The 16,555-nt window shown below is 71.8% G+C and carries 14 protein-coding genes; 7 read left to right on the top strand and 7 right to left on the bottom strand.

What is annotated here, in order from left to right:
* Window positions 1-124 precede the first annotated feature (124 nt).
* A complete protein-coding gene (locus QC385_RS02315) occupies window positions 125-1,732 on the top strand; it encodes a peptide-N4-asparagine amidase (protein ID WP_279539540.1) in 1,608 nt (535 codons plus the stop codon).
* A gap of 176 nt (window positions 1,733-1,908) precedes the next feature.
* The gene (locus QC385_RS02310) at window positions 1,909-3,288 is read left to right on the top strand and encodes a cation:dicarboxylate symporter family transporter (protein ID WP_279539539.1); all 1,380 of its coding nucleotides are present in this window, start codon (window positions 1,909-1,911) and stop codon (window positions 3,286-3,288) included.
* A 69-nt stretch (window positions 3,289-3,357) separates the two neighbouring features.
* On the opposite strand, the gene QC385_RS02305 is transcribed toward QC385_RS02310, so the two are convergent.
* Window positions 3,358-3,735, bottom strand: coding sequence for a VOC family protein (locus QC385_RS02305; RefSeq protein WP_279539538.1), 378 nt, complete (start codon window positions 3,733-3,735; stop codon window positions 3,358-3,360).
* Window positions 3,736-4,025: 290 nt separating this feature from the next.
* Window positions 4,026-4,475: a MarR family winged helix-turn-helix transcriptional regulator gene (locus QC385_RS02300; protein WP_279539537.1), complete on the bottom strand. Its 450-nt coding sequence runs from the start codon at window positions 4,473-4,475 to the stop codon at window positions 4,026-4,028.
* Between the two features lie 105 nt (window positions 4,476-4,580).
* Here QC385_RS02300 and QC385_RS02295 point away from each other — a divergent pair, with 105 nt between their 5' ends.
* Window positions 4,581-6,383, top strand: coding sequence for an ABC transporter ATP-binding protein (locus tag QC385_RS02295; RefSeq protein ID WP_279539536.1), 1,803 nt, complete (start codon window positions 4,581-4,583; stop codon window positions 6,381-6,383).
* Between the two features lie 43 nt (window positions 6,384-6,426).
* Complete coding sequence (gene mltG / locus QC385_RS02290) at window positions 6,427-7,272, top strand: endolytic transglycosylase MltG (protein WP_279539535.1); 846 nt, start codon at window positions 6,427-6,429, stop codon at window positions 7,270-7,272.
* 12 nt (window positions 7,273-7,284) lie between these two features.
* On the opposite strand, the gene QC385_RS02285 is transcribed toward mltG, so the two are convergent.
* Window positions 7,285-8,361, bottom strand: coding sequence for an NAD(P)-binding domain-containing protein (locus QC385_RS02285; protein WP_279539534.1), 1,077 nt, complete (start codon window positions 8,359-8,361; stop codon window positions 7,285-7,287).
* 170 nt (window positions 8,362-8,531) lie between these two features.
* Between QC385_RS02285 and QC385_RS02280 the strand changes: the two genes are divergently transcribed.
* A complete protein-coding gene (locus QC385_RS02280; RefSeq protein ID WP_279539533.1) occupies window positions 8,532-9,734 on the top strand; it encodes a serine hydrolase domain-containing protein in 1,203 nt (400 codons plus the stop codon).
* Window positions 9,735-9,779: 45 nt separating this feature from the next.
* Here QC385_RS02280 and QC385_RS02275 read toward each other — a convergent pair whose 3' ends face one another.
* From QC385_RS02275 to QC385_RS44180, 4 genes are all read right to left on the bottom strand, one after another.
* The gene (locus tag QC385_RS02275) at window positions 9,780-10,808 is read right to left on the bottom strand and encodes an ABC transporter substrate-binding protein (RefSeq protein WP_279539532.1); all 1,029 of its coding nucleotides are present in this window, start codon (window positions 10,806-10,808) and stop codon (window positions 9,780-9,782) included.
* A 66-nt stretch (window positions 10,809-10,874) separates the two neighbouring features.
* Entirely contained in the window at window positions 10,875-11,615 is a 741-nt protein-coding gene (locus QC385_RS02270) for an ABC transporter ATP-binding protein (protein WP_279539531.1), read from the bottom strand.
* Window positions 11,588-12,457 carry an ABC transporter permease gene (locus QC385_RS02265; RefSeq protein WP_279539530.1) on the bottom strand — a complete coding sequence of 290 codons (870 nt, stop codon included), beginning with the start codon at window positions 12,455-12,457 and terminating at the stop codon, window positions 11,588-11,590. The genes QC385_RS02270 and QC385_RS02265 overlap by 28 nt, the downstream gene beginning before the upstream one ends.
* Window positions 12,458-12,588: 131 nt before the next feature.
* Window positions 12,589-12,672: a putative leader peptide gene (locus tag QC385_RS44180; RefSeq protein WP_349817350.1), complete on the bottom strand. Its 84-nt coding sequence runs from the start codon at window positions 12,670-12,672 to the stop codon at window positions 12,589-12,591.
* A gap of 122 nt (window positions 12,673-12,794) precedes the next feature.
* On the opposite strand from QC385_RS44180, the gene QC385_RS02260 reads away from it, so the two are divergent.
* Window positions 12,795-13,217 carry a secondary thiamine-phosphate synthase enzyme YjbQ gene (locus QC385_RS02260; protein WP_279539529.1) on the top strand — a complete coding sequence of 141 codons (423 nt, stop codon included), beginning with the start codon at window positions 12,795-12,797 and terminating at the stop codon, window positions 13,215-13,217.
* Between the two features lie 168 nt (window positions 13,218-13,385).
* The gene (locus QC385_RS02255) at window positions 13,386-16,535 is read left to right on the top strand and encodes a SpoIIE family protein phosphatase (RefSeq protein WP_279539528.1); all 3,150 of its coding nucleotides are present in this window, start codon (window positions 13,386-13,388) and stop codon (window positions 16,533-16,535) included.
* The last annotated feature ends 20 nt before the right edge of the window (window positions 16,536-16,555 follow it).

Raw genomic sequence — 16,555 nt, 5'->3', positions numbered from 1 at the left:
ACGTGTTCGGAGGCAACCGGTTTTCGACCCACCGAACGGAACCCGCCGACAGGGGTGGGAACAGGGCTGCGCGGCGGGCAGGTGCTCATTGCGGATGCGGCGGACTCCCCGTAGAACACCGCCCATGAAGAGACGGATCGTCATGTCCATGCTTGCCGGAGCTACCCTCCTGGCGAGCACCCTCCTCGGGGCCGGTCCCGCCCGCGCGGCCGACGTCCCCGCCGAGTTCGGCACCGACTGGCACGACCCGGTCACGGCCGCCCCGCCCCTCGCGAAGCCCGGCGGCAGATCGTGCGAAGTCACCCTGGCCCAGGCGCAGTTCCGCGACTTCACCCCGTACCGGGGCACCTACACCCCGCCCGGCGGCTGCGGCGACCGCTGGAGCAAGGTGGTGCTGCGGCTCGACGGCAAGGTCAAGGGGCGCCAGTACGACCGGCTCGGCTACCTGCACGTCGGCGGGGTCGAGATCTTCCGTACCTCGACACCGCAGCCCTCGCCCGACGGCATCGAGTGGTCGGTGGAGAAGGACGTCACCCGCTACAGCGACACCTTCCGTGGCCGCCAGGACGTCGAGATGCTCATCGGGAACGTCGTCGACGACACCTACACGGGTGTCCTCGACGTCAAGGTCACGCTGACGTTCCACCCGGGCCGCCCCGACGGGAAGATCCCCGACCGGGTCCTCACGCTCGACCAGGGAACCGACGGCGCGACCACCCTCACGACGCCGCGCAACAGCGAACGCGTCGTCGCCGAGGTGTACGCCACCGGCTCCGGCGGCGGCTGCGAGGAGTACTGGTACCTGACGGTGCCCGACCCGGCGCCGTACTCCTGCAAGGCGGGCCAAGGCCCCTACCGCGAGGTGCAGATCCGCGTGGACGGCCGGCTCGCGGGCATCGCCGCACCGTTCCCCACCGTGTGGACCGGCGGCTGGTCCAACCCGTTCCTCTGGTACGTGATCCCGGGCCCGCGCGCCTTCGACATCAAGCCGATCAGCTACGACCTCACCCCCTTCGCCGGGCTCCTCAACGACGGCCGCCCGCACCGCGTCGAGGTCTCGGTCGTCGGCGTGCCCGAGGGACAGACCGGCTGGAGCACCCCCGTGAACGTCCTCGTCTGGCAGGACGAGCAGCGCGCCCACGTGCCCGGGAAGCTCACCGTGCACAAGGCGGGCGACCTCGCCAACTCCTCTTCGTATACGCCAGGTTCGGAGCACCGGGTCGACACCGAGGGCGCCCACCGGCTGACCGTCGCCGGATACGTCGACACCTCGCACGGCCGTGTCACGACCACTGTGAGCCGTTCGCTCGCCAACTCCTCCGAGCACCGCTGGGTGGACGGCGAGACGACCGACGCCCTCAAGGCCGCCTGGACCGACGACGAGTCGGTGACCGTCGACGGACGCGGACCGGCCCACACCACCCGCACCGACCGGACCTACACGATGGACGGCACGACCACCCTCGGCGCGGGCGACCGGCTGCGCACCGTGCTGACCCTCGGCGACCGCGCCACGGCCGTCGAGACGCGCGGCGGCCGCCGTACGGCGTGGTCACGGCTCGACGACTCCTACACGGGCGACGCCACGTACACGGCGAACGTGCCCCGCGATCAGCGGCACGCGGTCGGCGCGACGAGTGAGCGCTACCGGCTGTACGGCTCGCACGGTTGCTACGACCGCACGCTGACCACTGCGCAGGGGGTGCTCACGGGGGACCGTCGCCGTTGCTGAGGGGGCCGGCGTGACCTGTGTGACACGCGCCACTCAGGGCGTTTTTACCTGGCTGAAACGTTGCGGTCTTGTGCGCGATCAAGACGGCCTCCAGAGTGTACGGCTACGGAAACCGCTTTCCATATCGCAGAAGTCCCCTCCGGCTTCTGTGTGACCCGTCCCCCCTGGGAGGCCTCGTGCCACCGTCCGTACCGTCCCTGCCGCGGCGCGTCGCACGCACCCTGCGTACCTCACTCTTCGCGCAGGTTCTCTGCGCGCTCGTCCTGGGAATCGTCGTCGGGAAGCTGTGGCCGGACACGGCCACGGCTTTCCAGCCGCTCGGCGACGGTTTCACCCGGCTCATCAAGACGGTGATCTCGCCACTGGTGTTCTGCGTGGTCGTCGTCGGCATCGCCAAGGCCGGTGACCTGAAGGCGTTCGGCCGGATCGGCGTCAAGGCCCTCATCTGGTTCGAGGTCGCCTCCACCGCCGCCCTGGTCATCGGCCTCGTCGCCGCCAACGTCGTCGGGCCCGGCAAGGGCATGAACGTCGACCCCGCCTCGCTGGACGCCGCCGCGGTGAACCAGACGACGGGCGGTGGGCAACTGCCCTCGACGACCGAGTTCGTCCTCAACGCGCTGCCCGAGAGCTTCGTCGGCGCCTTCGCCGAGAACGAACTGCTCCAAGTCCTCATCCTGGCCTGCCTGGTGGGTGCCGCCCTGCTGCACCTCGGGCACACCAAGGTGCCGAAGATCCTGCCCGCCATCGACCAGGCCCAGGAAGTGATCTTCACGGTCGTCGGCTTCATCATGCGGCTGGCCCCGATCGCGGTGTTCGGCGCGATGGCCCATCTGGTCGGCAACTACGGGCTGGGCGTGATGAAGACGTACGCCAAGCTCATCGTGCTCTGCTACGTGGCGGCCGCGCTGTTCGTCGCGTTGCTCGCCGTCGCCCTGCGGATGGTCACCGGGCTCAGCCTCTGGAAGTTCCTGCGCTACATCCGTGAGGAGATGCTGCTCGCGCTCGGCACGGCGTCCACCGAGTCGGTCATGCCGCGCGTGATGCAGAAGCTGCGCCGGGCCGGTGCCCGCGACGACGCGGTGGGTCTGGTGCTGCCCACGGGCTACTCCTTCAACCTCGACGGCGCCTCGCTCTACCTGTCCATCGGCACGCTGTTCATAGCCCAGGCCGTGGGCGTGGATCTGAGTCTGGACCAGCAGATCACCGTGGTCCTGGTGCTGATGCTGACCAGCAAGGGCATGGCGGGCATCCCCGGTTCCGCGTTCCTCGCCCTGTCCGCGACGGCCTCGTCCCTGGGCGCCATTCCGGCCGGAGCCGTCGCCCTGCTGCTCGGCGTGGACCGCATCATGGACTCGATGCGCGTCGTCACGAACCTGCTGGGCAACTGCGTCGCCGTGTTCGCGGTGTCCCGCTGGGAAGGCGCGCTGGACATCGAGCGGGCCAAGAAGGTGCTGGACGGCGAAACGGCGGCCGAGGACCCGGAGGGCGGCGACGAGCCCGTTCCGGCGGAGGTTCCGGCCCAGAAGACCAAGGAGACCGTCGCCGACGCCGGTTGACGGCGGCAGGCGAGTGAGCCGCGGTCACAGCCCGGAACACGCGGGCGGTGACCGCGGCTCTTCGTGTGTTCAGTGACGCACCAGGCAGAAGGGATGCCCCGCCGGGTCCGCGTACACCCGCCAACTCCGCCCGTCCGCACCGGCGTCCAGCACCTCGGCGCCCCCGGCCAGCACCTGCTCCTGCGCGCGATCCAGGTCCGCCACGCCGAAGTCCAGGTGGAACTGCTGCGGCCGGGCGGGATCCGGCCACCGCGGCGGCCGGTAATCCGCCACGCGCTGGAAGGCCAGCACGAACCCGGACGGCGTGTGCAGCGTCGCCCAGTCCTCGTCCAGGGACCACCGCCGGTCCGGCTGGTTGACGACGCCGCCGAGGAGCGACTGGTAGAAGCCGGCGAGTTCCGATGGAGCGGGGCAGTCCAGCACCACGCACTGAAGATCGGCGATCATGGCGGGAGTCTAGGGGGTGTTCGCGAAGTCCCGTCGTCCGCCCGGAGGGCGGGCCTCGCGGCGTTCGGTGCGTGCTCTGGGGGTCCCCCCGGCCGAAGGCTGGGGGAGTGCCGGGCGGACGCCCGCGTACTGGTTGTACGTGGGTGTTCGTCCGGTGCGGCGAGAGGGCGTGCCGGACGTCGCGAGGCAGGCGGGACTTTGCGGACACCCCCTAGGGGCCTGCCCGGCGGATCAGTCCCCGCGTCCGCGGCCCGATCCGAACGACAGACCCCGGACCGCCCTCCCGGGTGTCAGCAGGACCGCGCCGGCGCCCCGTCGATCAGCGTGTTCAGCAACCCTCCGAGCGCCTCGCGCTGTTCCTCCGTCAGCGGCGCGAGGATCTCCTCGGCGGCCGACCTGCGCGCCGCCCGCAGTTCGCCCAGCGCCTTGCGGCCGTCGTCCGTGAGCTCGATGCGGATCACCCGCCGGTTCACCGGATCCGGGACCCGGCGTACCTTGCCGCTCGCCTCCAGCCCGTCGACCAGCGTGGTCACGGCCCGGGGCACCACCTCCAGGCGCTCGGCCAGGTCGGCCATGCGCGGCGGCGACCCCCAGTGCGCGAGGGTGCGCAGCAGCCGGGACTGGGCCGGTGTGATGCCGAGGTCGCGATGCTCCAGATGGCGCTTCTGGATGCGGTGCACCCGGCGGGTGAGCCGCAGCAGCTGCTCGGCCAGCAGGCCGTCGGAGTCGGGGGAGGTCATGCGGGAACAATATCAGGATGATGTTCATTGTGAGTATAGGTAACAATGAGCTACGATCCGATTCGCCGCCCTCGCCCCGGCCGTACCGCCCTCTCGAAGGAGCCCATGCACCCCGATCACGAAGCCTCCTGGACCGCACCCGCCGACTCGAAGGAAGAGCCCCGGCAGGTCCGCCGCATCCTCAGGCTCTTCCGCCCCTACCGGGGCCGCCTCGCGATCGTCGGCCTGCTGGTCGGCGCCGCGTCGCTGGTCTCGGTCGCCACGCCCTTCCTGCTGAAGGAGATCCTCGACGTCGCGATCCCGCAGGGGCGTACGGGCCTGCTCAGCCTGCTCGCCCTCGGCATGATCCTCAGCGCCGTCCTCACCAGCGTCTTCGGTGTCCTCCAGACGCTGATCTCCACGACGGTCGGCCAGCGCGTCATGCACGACCTGCGCACTGCCGTCTACGGCCGCCTCCAGCGCATGTCCCTCGCCTTCTTCACGCGCACGCGCACGGGCGAGGTGCAGTCCCGCATCGCCAACGACATCGGCGGCATGCAGGCCACCGTCACCTCCACCGCGACCTCCCTGGTCTCCAACCTCACCAGCGTGGTCGCCACGATCGTCGCGATGGTCGTCCTCGACTGGCGCCTGACCGTCGTCTCGCTGCTGTTGCTGCCGGTGTTCGTGTGGATCAGCCGCCGCGTCGGCGACGAACGCCGGAAGATCACCACCCAGCGCCAGAAGCAGATGGCCGCCATGGCGGCCACGGTCACCGAGTCGCTCTCCGTCAGCGGCATCCTGCTCGGCCGCACGATGGGCCGCTCCGACTCGCTGACCAAGTCCTTCGCCGACGAGTCGGAGGAGCTCGTCGACCTGGAGGTCCGGTCCAACATGGCCGGTCGCTGGCGCATGGCCGTCATCACGATCGTCATGGCCGCCCTGCCCGCCGTCATCTACTGGACCGCCGGCATGGCCCTCCAGCTGGGCGGCCCCGAGGTCTCCCTCGGCACGATCGTCGCCTTCGTCTCGCTCCAGCAGGGCCTGTTCCGCCCGGCCGTGAGCCTGCTGTCGACCGGCGTGCAGATCCAGACCTCGCTCGCCCTCTTCCAGCGGATCTTCGAGTACCTCGACCTGCCGATCGACATCACCGAGCGCGCGGACCCGGTCCGCCTCGACCGGGTCAAGGGCGAGGTCCGCTTCGAGGACGTCTCCTTCGGCTACGACGACAAGGGCGGCCCCGTCCTCGACGGCATCGACCTCACCGTCCCGGCCGGCGGCAGCCTCGCGATCGTCGGGCCCACCGGCGCCGGCAAGTCCACGCTCGGCTACCTGGTGCCCCGCCTCTACGACGTGACGGGCGGCCGCGTCACCCTAGACGGGGTCGACGTCCGCGACCTCGACTTCGGCACCCTGGCGCGCGCGGTCGGCGTCGTCTCGCAGGAGACGTACCTCTTCCACGCCTCGGTCGCCGACAACCTGCGCTTCGCCAAGCCCGACGCCACCGACGAGGAACTCCACCAGGCGGCGAAGGCGGCGCAGATCCACGACCACATCGCCGCCCTGCCCGACGGCTACGACACCGTCGTCGGCGAGCGCGGCCACCGTTTCTCCGGCGGCGAGAAGCAGCGCCTGGCCATCGCCCGCACGATCCTGCGCGACCCGCCGGTCCTCATCCTCGACGAAGCCACCAGCGCGCTGGACACCCGGACCGAGGCGGCCGTGCAGGACGCCATCGACGCGCTGTCGGCGAACCGCACCACGCTCACCATCGCCCACCGGCTGTCCACGGTCCGGGGCGCCGACCAGATCGTGGTCCTCGACTCGGGGCGCGCCGTCGAACTCGGTACGCACGAGGAACTGCTGGAGCGGCACGGCCGGTACGCGGCGCTGGTACGCCGGGACGCCCAACTGGAACCGACAAGATGAAAATATGCCGGGTTTATGACGATATGCGGGTTACCGTGCCCGCATGCAGAAGAACACTCCGCCACGGAGCACGATTCGACTGACGCGCCGGGGCCGGATCGCCCTCGTCGCGACCGGAGCCGTCGTGGTCGGTACCGCCGTGGCGGTGCCGCTGCTGACCCTGGCGCCCGAGGAGGACGGCCGGCCCACGACCCTGGTGATCCCGGAGGGCTGGCGCGCGAGCCAGGTCTACGCCGCCGTCGACAAGGCCCTCGCCCTGCCTCCCGGCAGCACGAAGAAGTCCCTGGCGAAGGCCGCCCTCAAGCTGCCGAACGACGCCGAGGGCAACCCGGAGGGCTACCTCTTCCCGGCGACCTATCCGCTCCAGGAGAAGACGGCCCCGGAGAAGCTCCTGGCGCTGATGGTCGACACCGCGAACGAGAAGTTCAACGGCGCGCCCATCGCCGCGGGGGCGCAGCGCAACGCCATGAACGTCTATCAGGCCGTCACCATCGCGAGCATCGTCCAGGCGGAGGCGGCCACCAGGGCCGACATGGGCAAGGTCGCCCGGGTCGTCTTCAACCGGCTCGAACGCGGTATGCCGCTCCAGATGGACTCCACCATCAACTACGCGCTGGGCCGCTCCACCGTGCGGACGACGACGAATGACACGCGGATCGACAGCCCCTACAACTCGTACCAGCGCATGGGCCTGCCCCCCACCCCCATCGACAACCCCGGCGAGGAGGCGATGCGCGCGGCCATCAACCCACCCCCGGGCGACTGGCTCTACTTCGTCACGGTCAGGCCGGGCGACACCCGCTTCACGGCGGACTACGCGGAACACCAGCGGAACGTCGCGGAGTTCAACACGCACCGGAAGAAGGAGGGCGCGCGGGCGGCCGGATGACCCACCCGGGCGTCACGCGGCGACCGGCTCCCGCGCCAGCAGTCGCCTGATGTCGCGGACGGCCGCGCGGCCGGCGCGGTTGGCGCCGATGGTGCTGGCCGACGGGCCGTAGCCGACGAGGTGGACGCGAGGGTCGGCGGCCGCGTGCGTGCCCTCCATGCGGATGCCGCCGCCCGGGGCGCGCAGCCGGAGCGGGGCGAGGTGGTCGATGGCGGCGCGGAAGCCGGTGGCCCAGAGGATGACGTCGGCGTCGACGTGTCGCCCGTCCTGCCAGTCCACTCCCGTGGGCGTGACGCGGTCGAACATCGGCTGCCGGTCGAGCACCCCGTCCTCGATGCCCTGGCGGACCGCGTCGTTGAGCGGCAGCCCGGTGACCGAGACGACACTCATGGGCGGCAGCCCCTGCCGCACCCGTTCCTCGACGAGCGCGACGGCCGCCCGGCCCGCGTCCTCGTCGAACGGGCCCTCACGGAAGACGGGCGGACGCCGGGTCACCCAGGTGGTGGCCGCCGCGTACGAGGCGATCTCCAGCAGGTGCTGGGTGCCCGAGGCGCCACCGCCCACCACGACGACCCGCTGCCCGGCGAACTCCTCCGGCCCGGGGTACTGCGCGGTGTGCAACTGCCGCCCCCGGAAGGTCTCCTGGCCCGGGTAGCGCGGCCAGAACGGCCGGTCCCAGGTACCGGTCGCGTTGATCAGCGCCCGCGTCGACCACACGCCCTTCGAGGTCTCCACCAGCAGCCGCCCGCCGGGCCCCTCGCGCACGGCCCGTACGTCCACGGGGCGCCGCACCCGCAGGTCGAAGGCCTTCTCGTACCGGTCGAAGTAGTCGCTGATCACCTCGGCGGACGGGCGGGCCGGATCCGCGTCGGTGAGCTCCATCCCCGGCAGCGCGTGCATCCCGTGCACCTTGCCGTACGTCAGCGACGGCCAGCGGAACTGCCAGGCGCCGCCGGGACCGGGGGAGTGGTCGAGCACGACGAAGTCGCGGTCCGGCTCGAAACCGGATCGCCGCAGGTGATAGGCGCCGGCCAGACCGGCCTGACCAGCGCCTATGACGACTACCTCGACCTCGCGTGTGTTGTTCACGCTTCTACCAACCGTGCCGGAGGCGTGGATCTTCCCGAGGGACGGCCCGCGCGGCTCCGAACGAGTGGACTCCTCCGGCCGGCGGACCGCCAGGAGACCCCGCCCGGGATCCGCGTGGTGATGATCATCCCGACCCGCCCCCTCGCCCCTCCGGAAGAGGCGCCCCCCTCATGCGACGTACTCCCTCCCGCCGACTGCTCGCCGCGGCACTGCTCGTGGCGTCCGTGCTGGCTCCGATGGCGACGATGCCCGCCACGGCCGCCCCCGCGACCGGCATCGCCCGCCACGACCAGGACGACTTCCCCCGCCACGGCCTCGGCCCCGAGCTCACCGCACGACTGGACCGGGCCATCGCGGAGGTCCGCGAGGAGGCCGGCATCCCCGGCGTCGTCGTCGGACTGTGGATGCCGGGCAAGGGCAGCTACGTCCGCGCGACCGGTGTGGCCGACACGGTCACCCGCGAGCCGATGGCCGTAGACTCCTACGTCCGCATCGGCAGCGAGACCAAGACCTTCACGGTCACCGCACTGCTCGAGCTCGTCGACGAGGGCCGGATCGGGCTGGACGACCCGATCGCCAAGTACGTCAAGGGCGTGCCCGACGGACACCGGATCACGCTGCGTCAGCTCGCCGGGATGCGCAGCGGCCTGTTCCCGTACACCGCCGACGCCGACTTCACCCACGATCTGCTGAGCGACCCGGAGCGCTACTTCAGCCCCCGGGAGGTCCTCCCGTACGGCTTCCGGCACCCGAACACCTTCGGGCCCGGCCAGGACTTCCAGTACTCCAACTCCAACCTCGTCCTGCTCGGCCTGGTGATCGAGAAGGTCACCGGCCGGAAGCTCGCCGACGTCATCCACGAGCGGGTGCTCCGTCCGGCCGGCCTGCACCACACCCTGTTCCCGCAGGACGACGAGTTCCCCGAGCCGCACCCGCGCGGCTACACCGACCAGACGCTCAGCGGCGAGGTCGAGGACGTCACGAACTGGAACCCCAGCTGGGCCTGGGCGGCCGGGGCGATGATCTCGAACCTGCACGACCTGCGCCGCTGGGCGAAGGTCGTCGCCACCGGCGAGCTGCTCAGCCCCGAGACCCAGGCGCAGCGGCTCAGGACGCTGCCGACCGGCTACCCCGGCACCACCTACGGCCTCGGCATCCTCGAGACCAACGGCTGGATCGGGCACAACGGCTCGATCCCGGGCTACGAGACCGTGACCGTCTACCTGCCCTCACAGCGGGCCACGCTGGTGCTCATGCTCAACACGGACGTCCTGTCCGGGGGCCAGGAGCCGTCCACCCTGCTCGCCCGCGCGATCACCGCGGTCGTGACCCCCGGCAACGTCTACGACGGCTCGGCCGCCACCCGGCCGTGACGCGCGGGTCCCCCGCCCGGGCGGCGGGGGACCCGGCGGGCTGCCTCACGACCCGGTGGCAGGCCGGGGCTCGGCGGTCGACGGCGGCAGGTCGCCGTTGAACCGGGTGTCGGTGAAGCCGGCGAAGTCGACCTTGCGCGGGATGAGCTTCAACGCCGTGAACGTGTCGGCGATCTCCTGCTCGGAGGCGATCAGCGGCTTGTCGACGGCGACCGCGATCCGGGTCGTGTAGGTGCGCTTCACCGCGGCCAGCGCCACGTCCTCGGGGAGTCCGGTGTCCTTCGCCCAGACCTTCGCCCACTCCTCCTCGTGGTCGTACACCCACCTGTAGGCGCGCCGCAGCCGCTCCAGGTAGTCCTTGACGGCGGCGGCCTTCTTCTTGTCCTTCAGCGCGTCCGGTGCCGCGACCTGGAAGGTGAGCCCGTTCGTCACACCGTCGCCGTCGGTCAGGACCCGGCCCTGCCCGGCCTTCAGAATCTGGGAGGTGTACGGATCCCACACCGCCCAGGCGTCGACCTTGCCGGAGGTGAACGCGGCGAGCGCGTCGGCCGGCTGGAGGTACTTGACCTCGATGTCGCTCGGTTTCAGCCCAGCCTTCCGCAGGGACGCGACCAGCTGGTAGTGCGCGGACGAGCCCTGCGCCACGGCCACGGATTTGCCCCTGAGCTGCTCGGGACGCTTCAGGGACGAGTCGTTCGGGACGAGGACGGTGTCGCCCTTGGACGTGCCGTGCCAGGCGGCCACGACCTTGATCTTCGATCCCGCTCCGGCCGCGAAGACCGGCGGGGTGTTGCCGACGCCGCCGATGTCGACGGCTCCCGCATTGACGGCCTCCAGCAGGGGTGGTCCGGAAGTGAACGTGGACCACTTGATCTTGTAGTCGAGGTTCTTCAGTTCCCCGGCGGCGCGCAGGATGGCCTCCGAACCGCCCTTCTGGTCACCGACGTCGATCGTGACCGGGCCATGGCCGTCGGTGCCGCCGTCCGACGTACTGGCGGCCGAGTTCCCACCGCACGCGGTGAGCAGCAGGGCGAGGGGGAGGAGCAGGGCGGCGGGGGCGAGACGTCGTCGCATGGCGGTTCCGTTCGTGTGAGTCGTGATTCGTGGGCCGTAAAGGCCGCAAAGAGGGGGGCGAGGAGGTCAGGCCGCTTCGGCGGCCGTCGCTTCGACGCCGAGGCGCTCGAGGAGCCCGGCGCGCAGCGCGGCGAAGCGCGGGTCGGTGATGTCACGGGGGCGGTCGAGGTCGATGCGCTGCTCGTGGGCGATGACGCCGCCGTCCATCACCAGGACGCGGTCGGCGAGCAGCACGGCCTCCTCCACGTCGTGGGTGACGAGGAGCACCGCGCAGCCCCGGCGCTGCCACAACTCGCCCACGAGCCGCTGCGCCTTGATACGGGTGAGGGCGTCGAGCGCGCCGAACGGCTCGTCGAGCAGCAGCAGATCGGGCTCGCGCACCAACGCCCGGGCGAGCGAGGCGCGTTGGGCCTCGCCGCCGGAGAGGGTCTTGGGCCAGGCGTCCGAACGGTGGCCGAGGCCGACCTCGTCGAGGGCCCGCTCGGCGACGGCGCGTTCGGGCTTCCCGGGCAAACCGAGCAGGACGTTGCGCCAGACCTTCTTCCACGGCATCAGCCGCGGCGCCTGGAAGGCGACGGCCTTGCGGCGCGGCACCAGCACGGTGCCCTCTATGTCGCGGTCGAGCCCGGCGAGGATGCGCAGCAGCGTCGACTTGCCGCAGCCGCTGCGGCCGAGCAGGGCCACGAACTCGCCCGGCCGGACGTCGAGTCGCAGGTCGTCGATGACGGCACGGCCGTCGAAGGCCCGGGTGAGCCCCTCGACATGGACCGCCTGGGGGGTCACCGGCCGGTGAACGTGGGTCGCCATTGCAGCAGCAGCCTTTCGAGGGAGCGGACGATGAAGTCGGCGAGCAGACCGAGGAAGGCGTAGACGACCAGGCAGACCACGATCACGTCGGTCCGCAGGAAGTCCCGCGCCTGCACCATGAGGAACCCGATGCCGGAGTCGGCGTTGACCTGCTCGGCGAAGACGAGCGCGAGCCAGGCGATGCCGAGCGAGTAGCGCAGACCGGTCATGGCGTTCGGCAGCGCGCCCGGGAGGACGACGTGCCGCACGAGCCCCCACCGCGACAGCCCGAGGGACTCCCCGGCCTCGATCAACTGGGCGTCCACGCCCCGGATCCCGGCATAGACGTTGAGATAGAGCGGGAAGGTCACGCCGAGCGTGATGATGGCGACCTTGGGCGCCTCGCCGATGCCGAACCAGATGATGAACAGCGGGATGAGCCCTACGAACGGCACGGTCCGCAGCATCTGCACGGGCGCGTCCACCAGGTCCTCGCCGATCCGGAACAGGCCCGAGAGCAGAGCGAGCCCGGTACCGACGACCAGACCGAGCAGCAGCCCGGCAGCGACCCGCTGGAGCGAGGTGCCCATGGCCGCGGGCAGCGAGCCGTCGCCCAGCATGTCCCCGGCGACCTGGGCGATCCGGCCGGGCGAGGCGAGCACGTCCGGCTGCAACGCGCCCGTACTGCTGAGGAGTTGCCACAGGACCAGCAGCAGGGCAGGGCCGCTGGTGCGGCGGAGCCAGCGCGGGACGCGGGTGCGGCGGGACGAGGCGGGGACGAGGGGCTGGAGGTCGAGGTCGTGAGCCGATATAGACGAAATATCGGCTTTCGGTGACGCGGGTGAGGCATGACTGATGCTCATGAGGACTCCACGGGGGAGAGCGAGGGCGGGAGGAGGCACGCCTCGTCGCCGCCGCGCCGACGGGAGCAGGGGTGCTCAGCGGGCAGGCGGAACCAGGGCGAGGAAACCCGGAAGTGAGGAGAGGAAGGGCGTCAGCAGCCGCGGCGACACGCGGCGGAGGCCACCCGCAGCAGGTCGATGTGACCGCGCGTGGTGAGCAGGGCTGAACGCAACATGCCGCTGAACCTAGCCAGGTGGCATGCGCACGGTCAACGGGCGTCTCGTCCAGTGGACGCCTGTACCGCCACCCGGGAGGGGGTGATCGGGTGGAATCCGGCTCGTGCGTCAGGATGGGGGCATGTCAGATGTCTTCACCACCCGAGTTCTGAACATCAGCACCGGTTCCACGGAGAGGGTCGTCGACATCACCGGCGACTGCGAGTCCTTCCTGCGGGAGGCGGCGACCGGGCGGGACGGCCTCCTCAATGTCTTCGTCCCGCACGCGACAGCCGGAATCGCCGTTCTCGAGACCGGCGCCGGCAGCGACGACGACCTCTTGGCCGCACTGCACACGCTGCTGCCCGCCGACGACCGCTGGCAGCACCGGCACGGCAGTCCCGGCCACGGCCGCGACCACGTCCTGCCGGCCCTCGTCCCGCCGCACGCGACCCTGCCGGTGCTGGGCGGCCGGCTGGAGCTCGGGACGTGGCAGTCGGTGTGCCTCGTGGACACCAACAAGGACAACCCGGAGCGGAAGGTGCGGTTGAGTTTCCTGGGGTGACCGTGGTCCGCCAGACCGGAGCTGCGCGGTCCGCCAGACCGGAGCCGCTCCGGCGTGGCGCCCGAACGGCTCCGGCGCACCGTGACGCCCGACCGTAATGCCCGTATTCTCGTCAATGCCAGATTCTCTTCCGAGCAGCGGATGATCGCGGCGCAAGCGAGGCGAAGCGTGGTTCGGTCCGGCGAGGAACCCAAGCCGGCGGGGCGTGCGACTGACGGCACGGGCCCCGCCCGGCTTCGCGAGCGGTTTCTCCAGGGCGAGCAGGCCGACGCGGGTGTCCGGACGTCCATCCTGAACTCGTGGCAGCGCAGCCGGTCCCTGGGGCTGTCGCCGGACGCGAGCGACCTCCCCTACCGGGAGGACTTCGACCCGGGGGGCCGTATCGTCCGCGCGGCCGTGCCGGTGCTCGACCGGCTCCAGGACGCGTTCTCCGGCAGTCAGGTCAACATCTCGGTCGCCGACGCGAACGGGACGGTCCTGCTGCGCCGCTTCGGGGACCCGGCGATGGCCAGGAGCCTCCCGGCGATCCAGCGGGTCCCGGGATTCGTCTTCGCCGAGCAGGTGGCCGGCACCAACGGCATCGGCCTCGCGCTGGCGGAGCGGCAGCTCATCCGCGTCTACGGCGCCGAGCACTTCGCGGAACGCTCCCAGGGCAGCGCCTGCGTCGCGATGCCCGTCCGTGACCCGCTCAGCGGACGCATCGAGGGCGTCCTGTGTTTCGGATACCCGCGTGGTTTCGAACAGCCCGCGCTGAGCGCGGCGATCCGCCGGGCGGCCGAGAACATCGAGCGGCGGCTGCTGGGGCAGAGTTCCGCGCACGAGCGTGCCCTGCTGCGGACGTACCTGGCCACCGGGGGCGAGGGCGGCGGCCTGCGTCATGGCGTCGCCCTGGACGCGCTGGCCCAGGTTATCCACCCCCGTGACCAGGCGATCCTGAGGGAGAAGGCCGCCGAGCTGATCTCCCGCGGGCAGCGGGCCGCCGTCGAGGTGACCCTGCCCGACGGCCGGCGGGTGACGCTCGTGAGCCGCCCGATGGCGAGCGCCTCCGGGGTGCGGGGCTTCGCCATCGAGGCCGTGCTGCCCGGCACCGTGGCGGGGGAGGCCCTCGTCCTCCCGCATCAGGCGGACGAGCTGCCGGACCTGGCCGCCTTCTCGACCACCCCACGGCCCGCACGACCGCCGATCACCCTGCCGTCCGGGCACCTCGCCGCCGCGTTCGGCCCGACGGTGGCGCCCGGCGGCGCCCGGGGATCCGCGGAGGCCGGCGGTACCGCCACGGCCGACGGTGGCAGGGGCGGTGATCGGGGGCCCGCAGCGATCGGTGGCACGGCCACGGCGGACGGTGGCACCGTCACGGCGGACGGTGGCACCGTCACGGTGGACGGTGGCACTGTCACGGCCGACGGTGACGGGAGCGCGGCGGAGGGCGACAGGACCACGGTGGACGGTGGCAGGGGCGCGGTCGACGGCGGCGGGAGCGCGGCGGAGGGCGACAGGACCACGGTGGACGGTGGCAGGGGCGCGGCCGACGGCGGCAGGAGTGCTACGGACGGCGGCAGGGGCCCGGCCGGTGGCGGCAGGGGCGGGGCGGACGACCGCGCCGGCTCACCGTTCCCGGCACGGGGGCTCGTGATGGTGGGGGAGCCGCACGTCGGGGCCTACGCCCTGGCCGCGCGTCGGCGCCTGGAACTGCTGTCCGAGGCCAGCGCCCGCATCGGAACCACCCTGGACGTGCGCCGCACCGCCGAGGAGCTCGCCGAGACGGCGGTCCCGCGTCTGGCCGACTTCGTCACCATCGACCTGCCCGACGCCGTCCTGCGCGGCGAGGAGGCCGCCGACCCCCTCGCCGACCTGCGTCGCACGGTGCTGCACGGCGTCCGCGAGGGCCTGCCCTTCACACCGCCCGGCAAGCGCATCGACTTCGGCCCGACCGCGCCCCAGCTGCGCTGCCTGACCAGGGGCGAGGCGGTGCTGGAGCCGGACCTGGAGGCCGCCGCGGGCTGGCTCGCCCAGGACCCCGAGCACACCGCACGGCTGCTCGACCACGTCCGCTCCCTCATCGCGGTGCCCCTGCTCGCGCGCGGTGTCGTCCTGGGCATCGCCAGCTTCTACCGCACCGGGAGCTCCTTCGGGGACGACGACCGCTCGCTGGCCCAGGAACTCGCCACCCGCGCCGCCCTGTCCATCGACAACGCCCGGCGCTACACCCACGAACGCACCATGGTCCTGGCCCTCCAGCGCAGGCTTCTGCCGCACGGTCTGCCCGACCAGGACGCCGTCGAGGTCGCCCACCGCTATCTGCCCGCCGAGTCCGACGTGGGCGGGGACTGGTACGACGTCATCCCGCTCTCCGGCGCGCGTGTCGGGCTCCTCGTCGGCGACGTCGTCGGCCACGGCATGCTCTCCGCGGCCACCATGGGCCGGCTGCGCACGGCGGCACGCAGCTTCGCCGAGCTCGACTTCTCCCCGGACGAGGTCCTCACCCACCTGGACAACCTCGTGGGGCGCCTGGACCGGGAGGATCCCGACGGCAAGGGCGCCGGCGTCATCGGCGCGACCTGCCTGTACGCCATCTACGACCCGACCGCGCAGCGGTGCCATATGGCGCGCGCCGGTCATCCGCCGCCCGCACTCGTCCACCCCGACGGCACCGTGTCCTACCCCGACCTCCCGGCCGGGCCTCCGCTGGGTCTCGGAGGCCTGCCCTTCGACGCCGTCGAGATCGACGTCCCCGAGGGCAGTCAGCTGGTGCTCTACACCGACGGACTCATCGAGGACCGGCACCGCGACGTGGACGTGGTCCTGGAGCAGTTGCGCGTGGCCCTGGCCCATCCGGAGCGGGCACCCGAGGAGACCTGCCAGGTCGTCCTGGACACCGTGGCGCCCGCGCATCCGCACGACGACATCGCCCTGCTCGTCGCGCGCGTCCACGCCCTGGACCCCGGCCGGATCGCCGCCTGGGAGCTGCCCGCCGACCCGGCGCTCGTCGGCGAGGTCCGGGCCTCCGCCATGCGCCGCCTGTCCGACTGGGGACTCGACGAGACCGCGTTCGCCGCGGAACTGATCCTCAGCGAGCTGATCACCAACGCCGTCCGGCACGGCACCGGGCCCATCCGGGTCCGGCTGCTGTACGGGCGCACCCTGATCTGCGAGGTCTCCGACGCCAGCAACACCGCCCCCCACCTGCGCCGGGCGGCCAGTACCGACGAGGGCGGGCGCGGCCTGTTCCTCGTCGCGCAGCTCTCGCAGAGCTGGGGCACGCGCTACCTGCCGGAGGGCAAGGTCATCTGGGCCGAATGCGGGCTCGACGCCGCCTGAGGAGACCGCCGACCCGCGTG

The organism is Streptomyces sp. DH10 (assembly GCF_029813805.1).
GTDB lineage: Bacteria > Actinomycetota > Actinomycetes > Streptomycetales > Streptomycetaceae > Streptomyces > Streptomyces coeruleofuscus.
The sequence above is the reverse complement of the archived record's forward strand: the minus strand, read 5'-3'. Positions and strand labels throughout refer to the sequence as shown.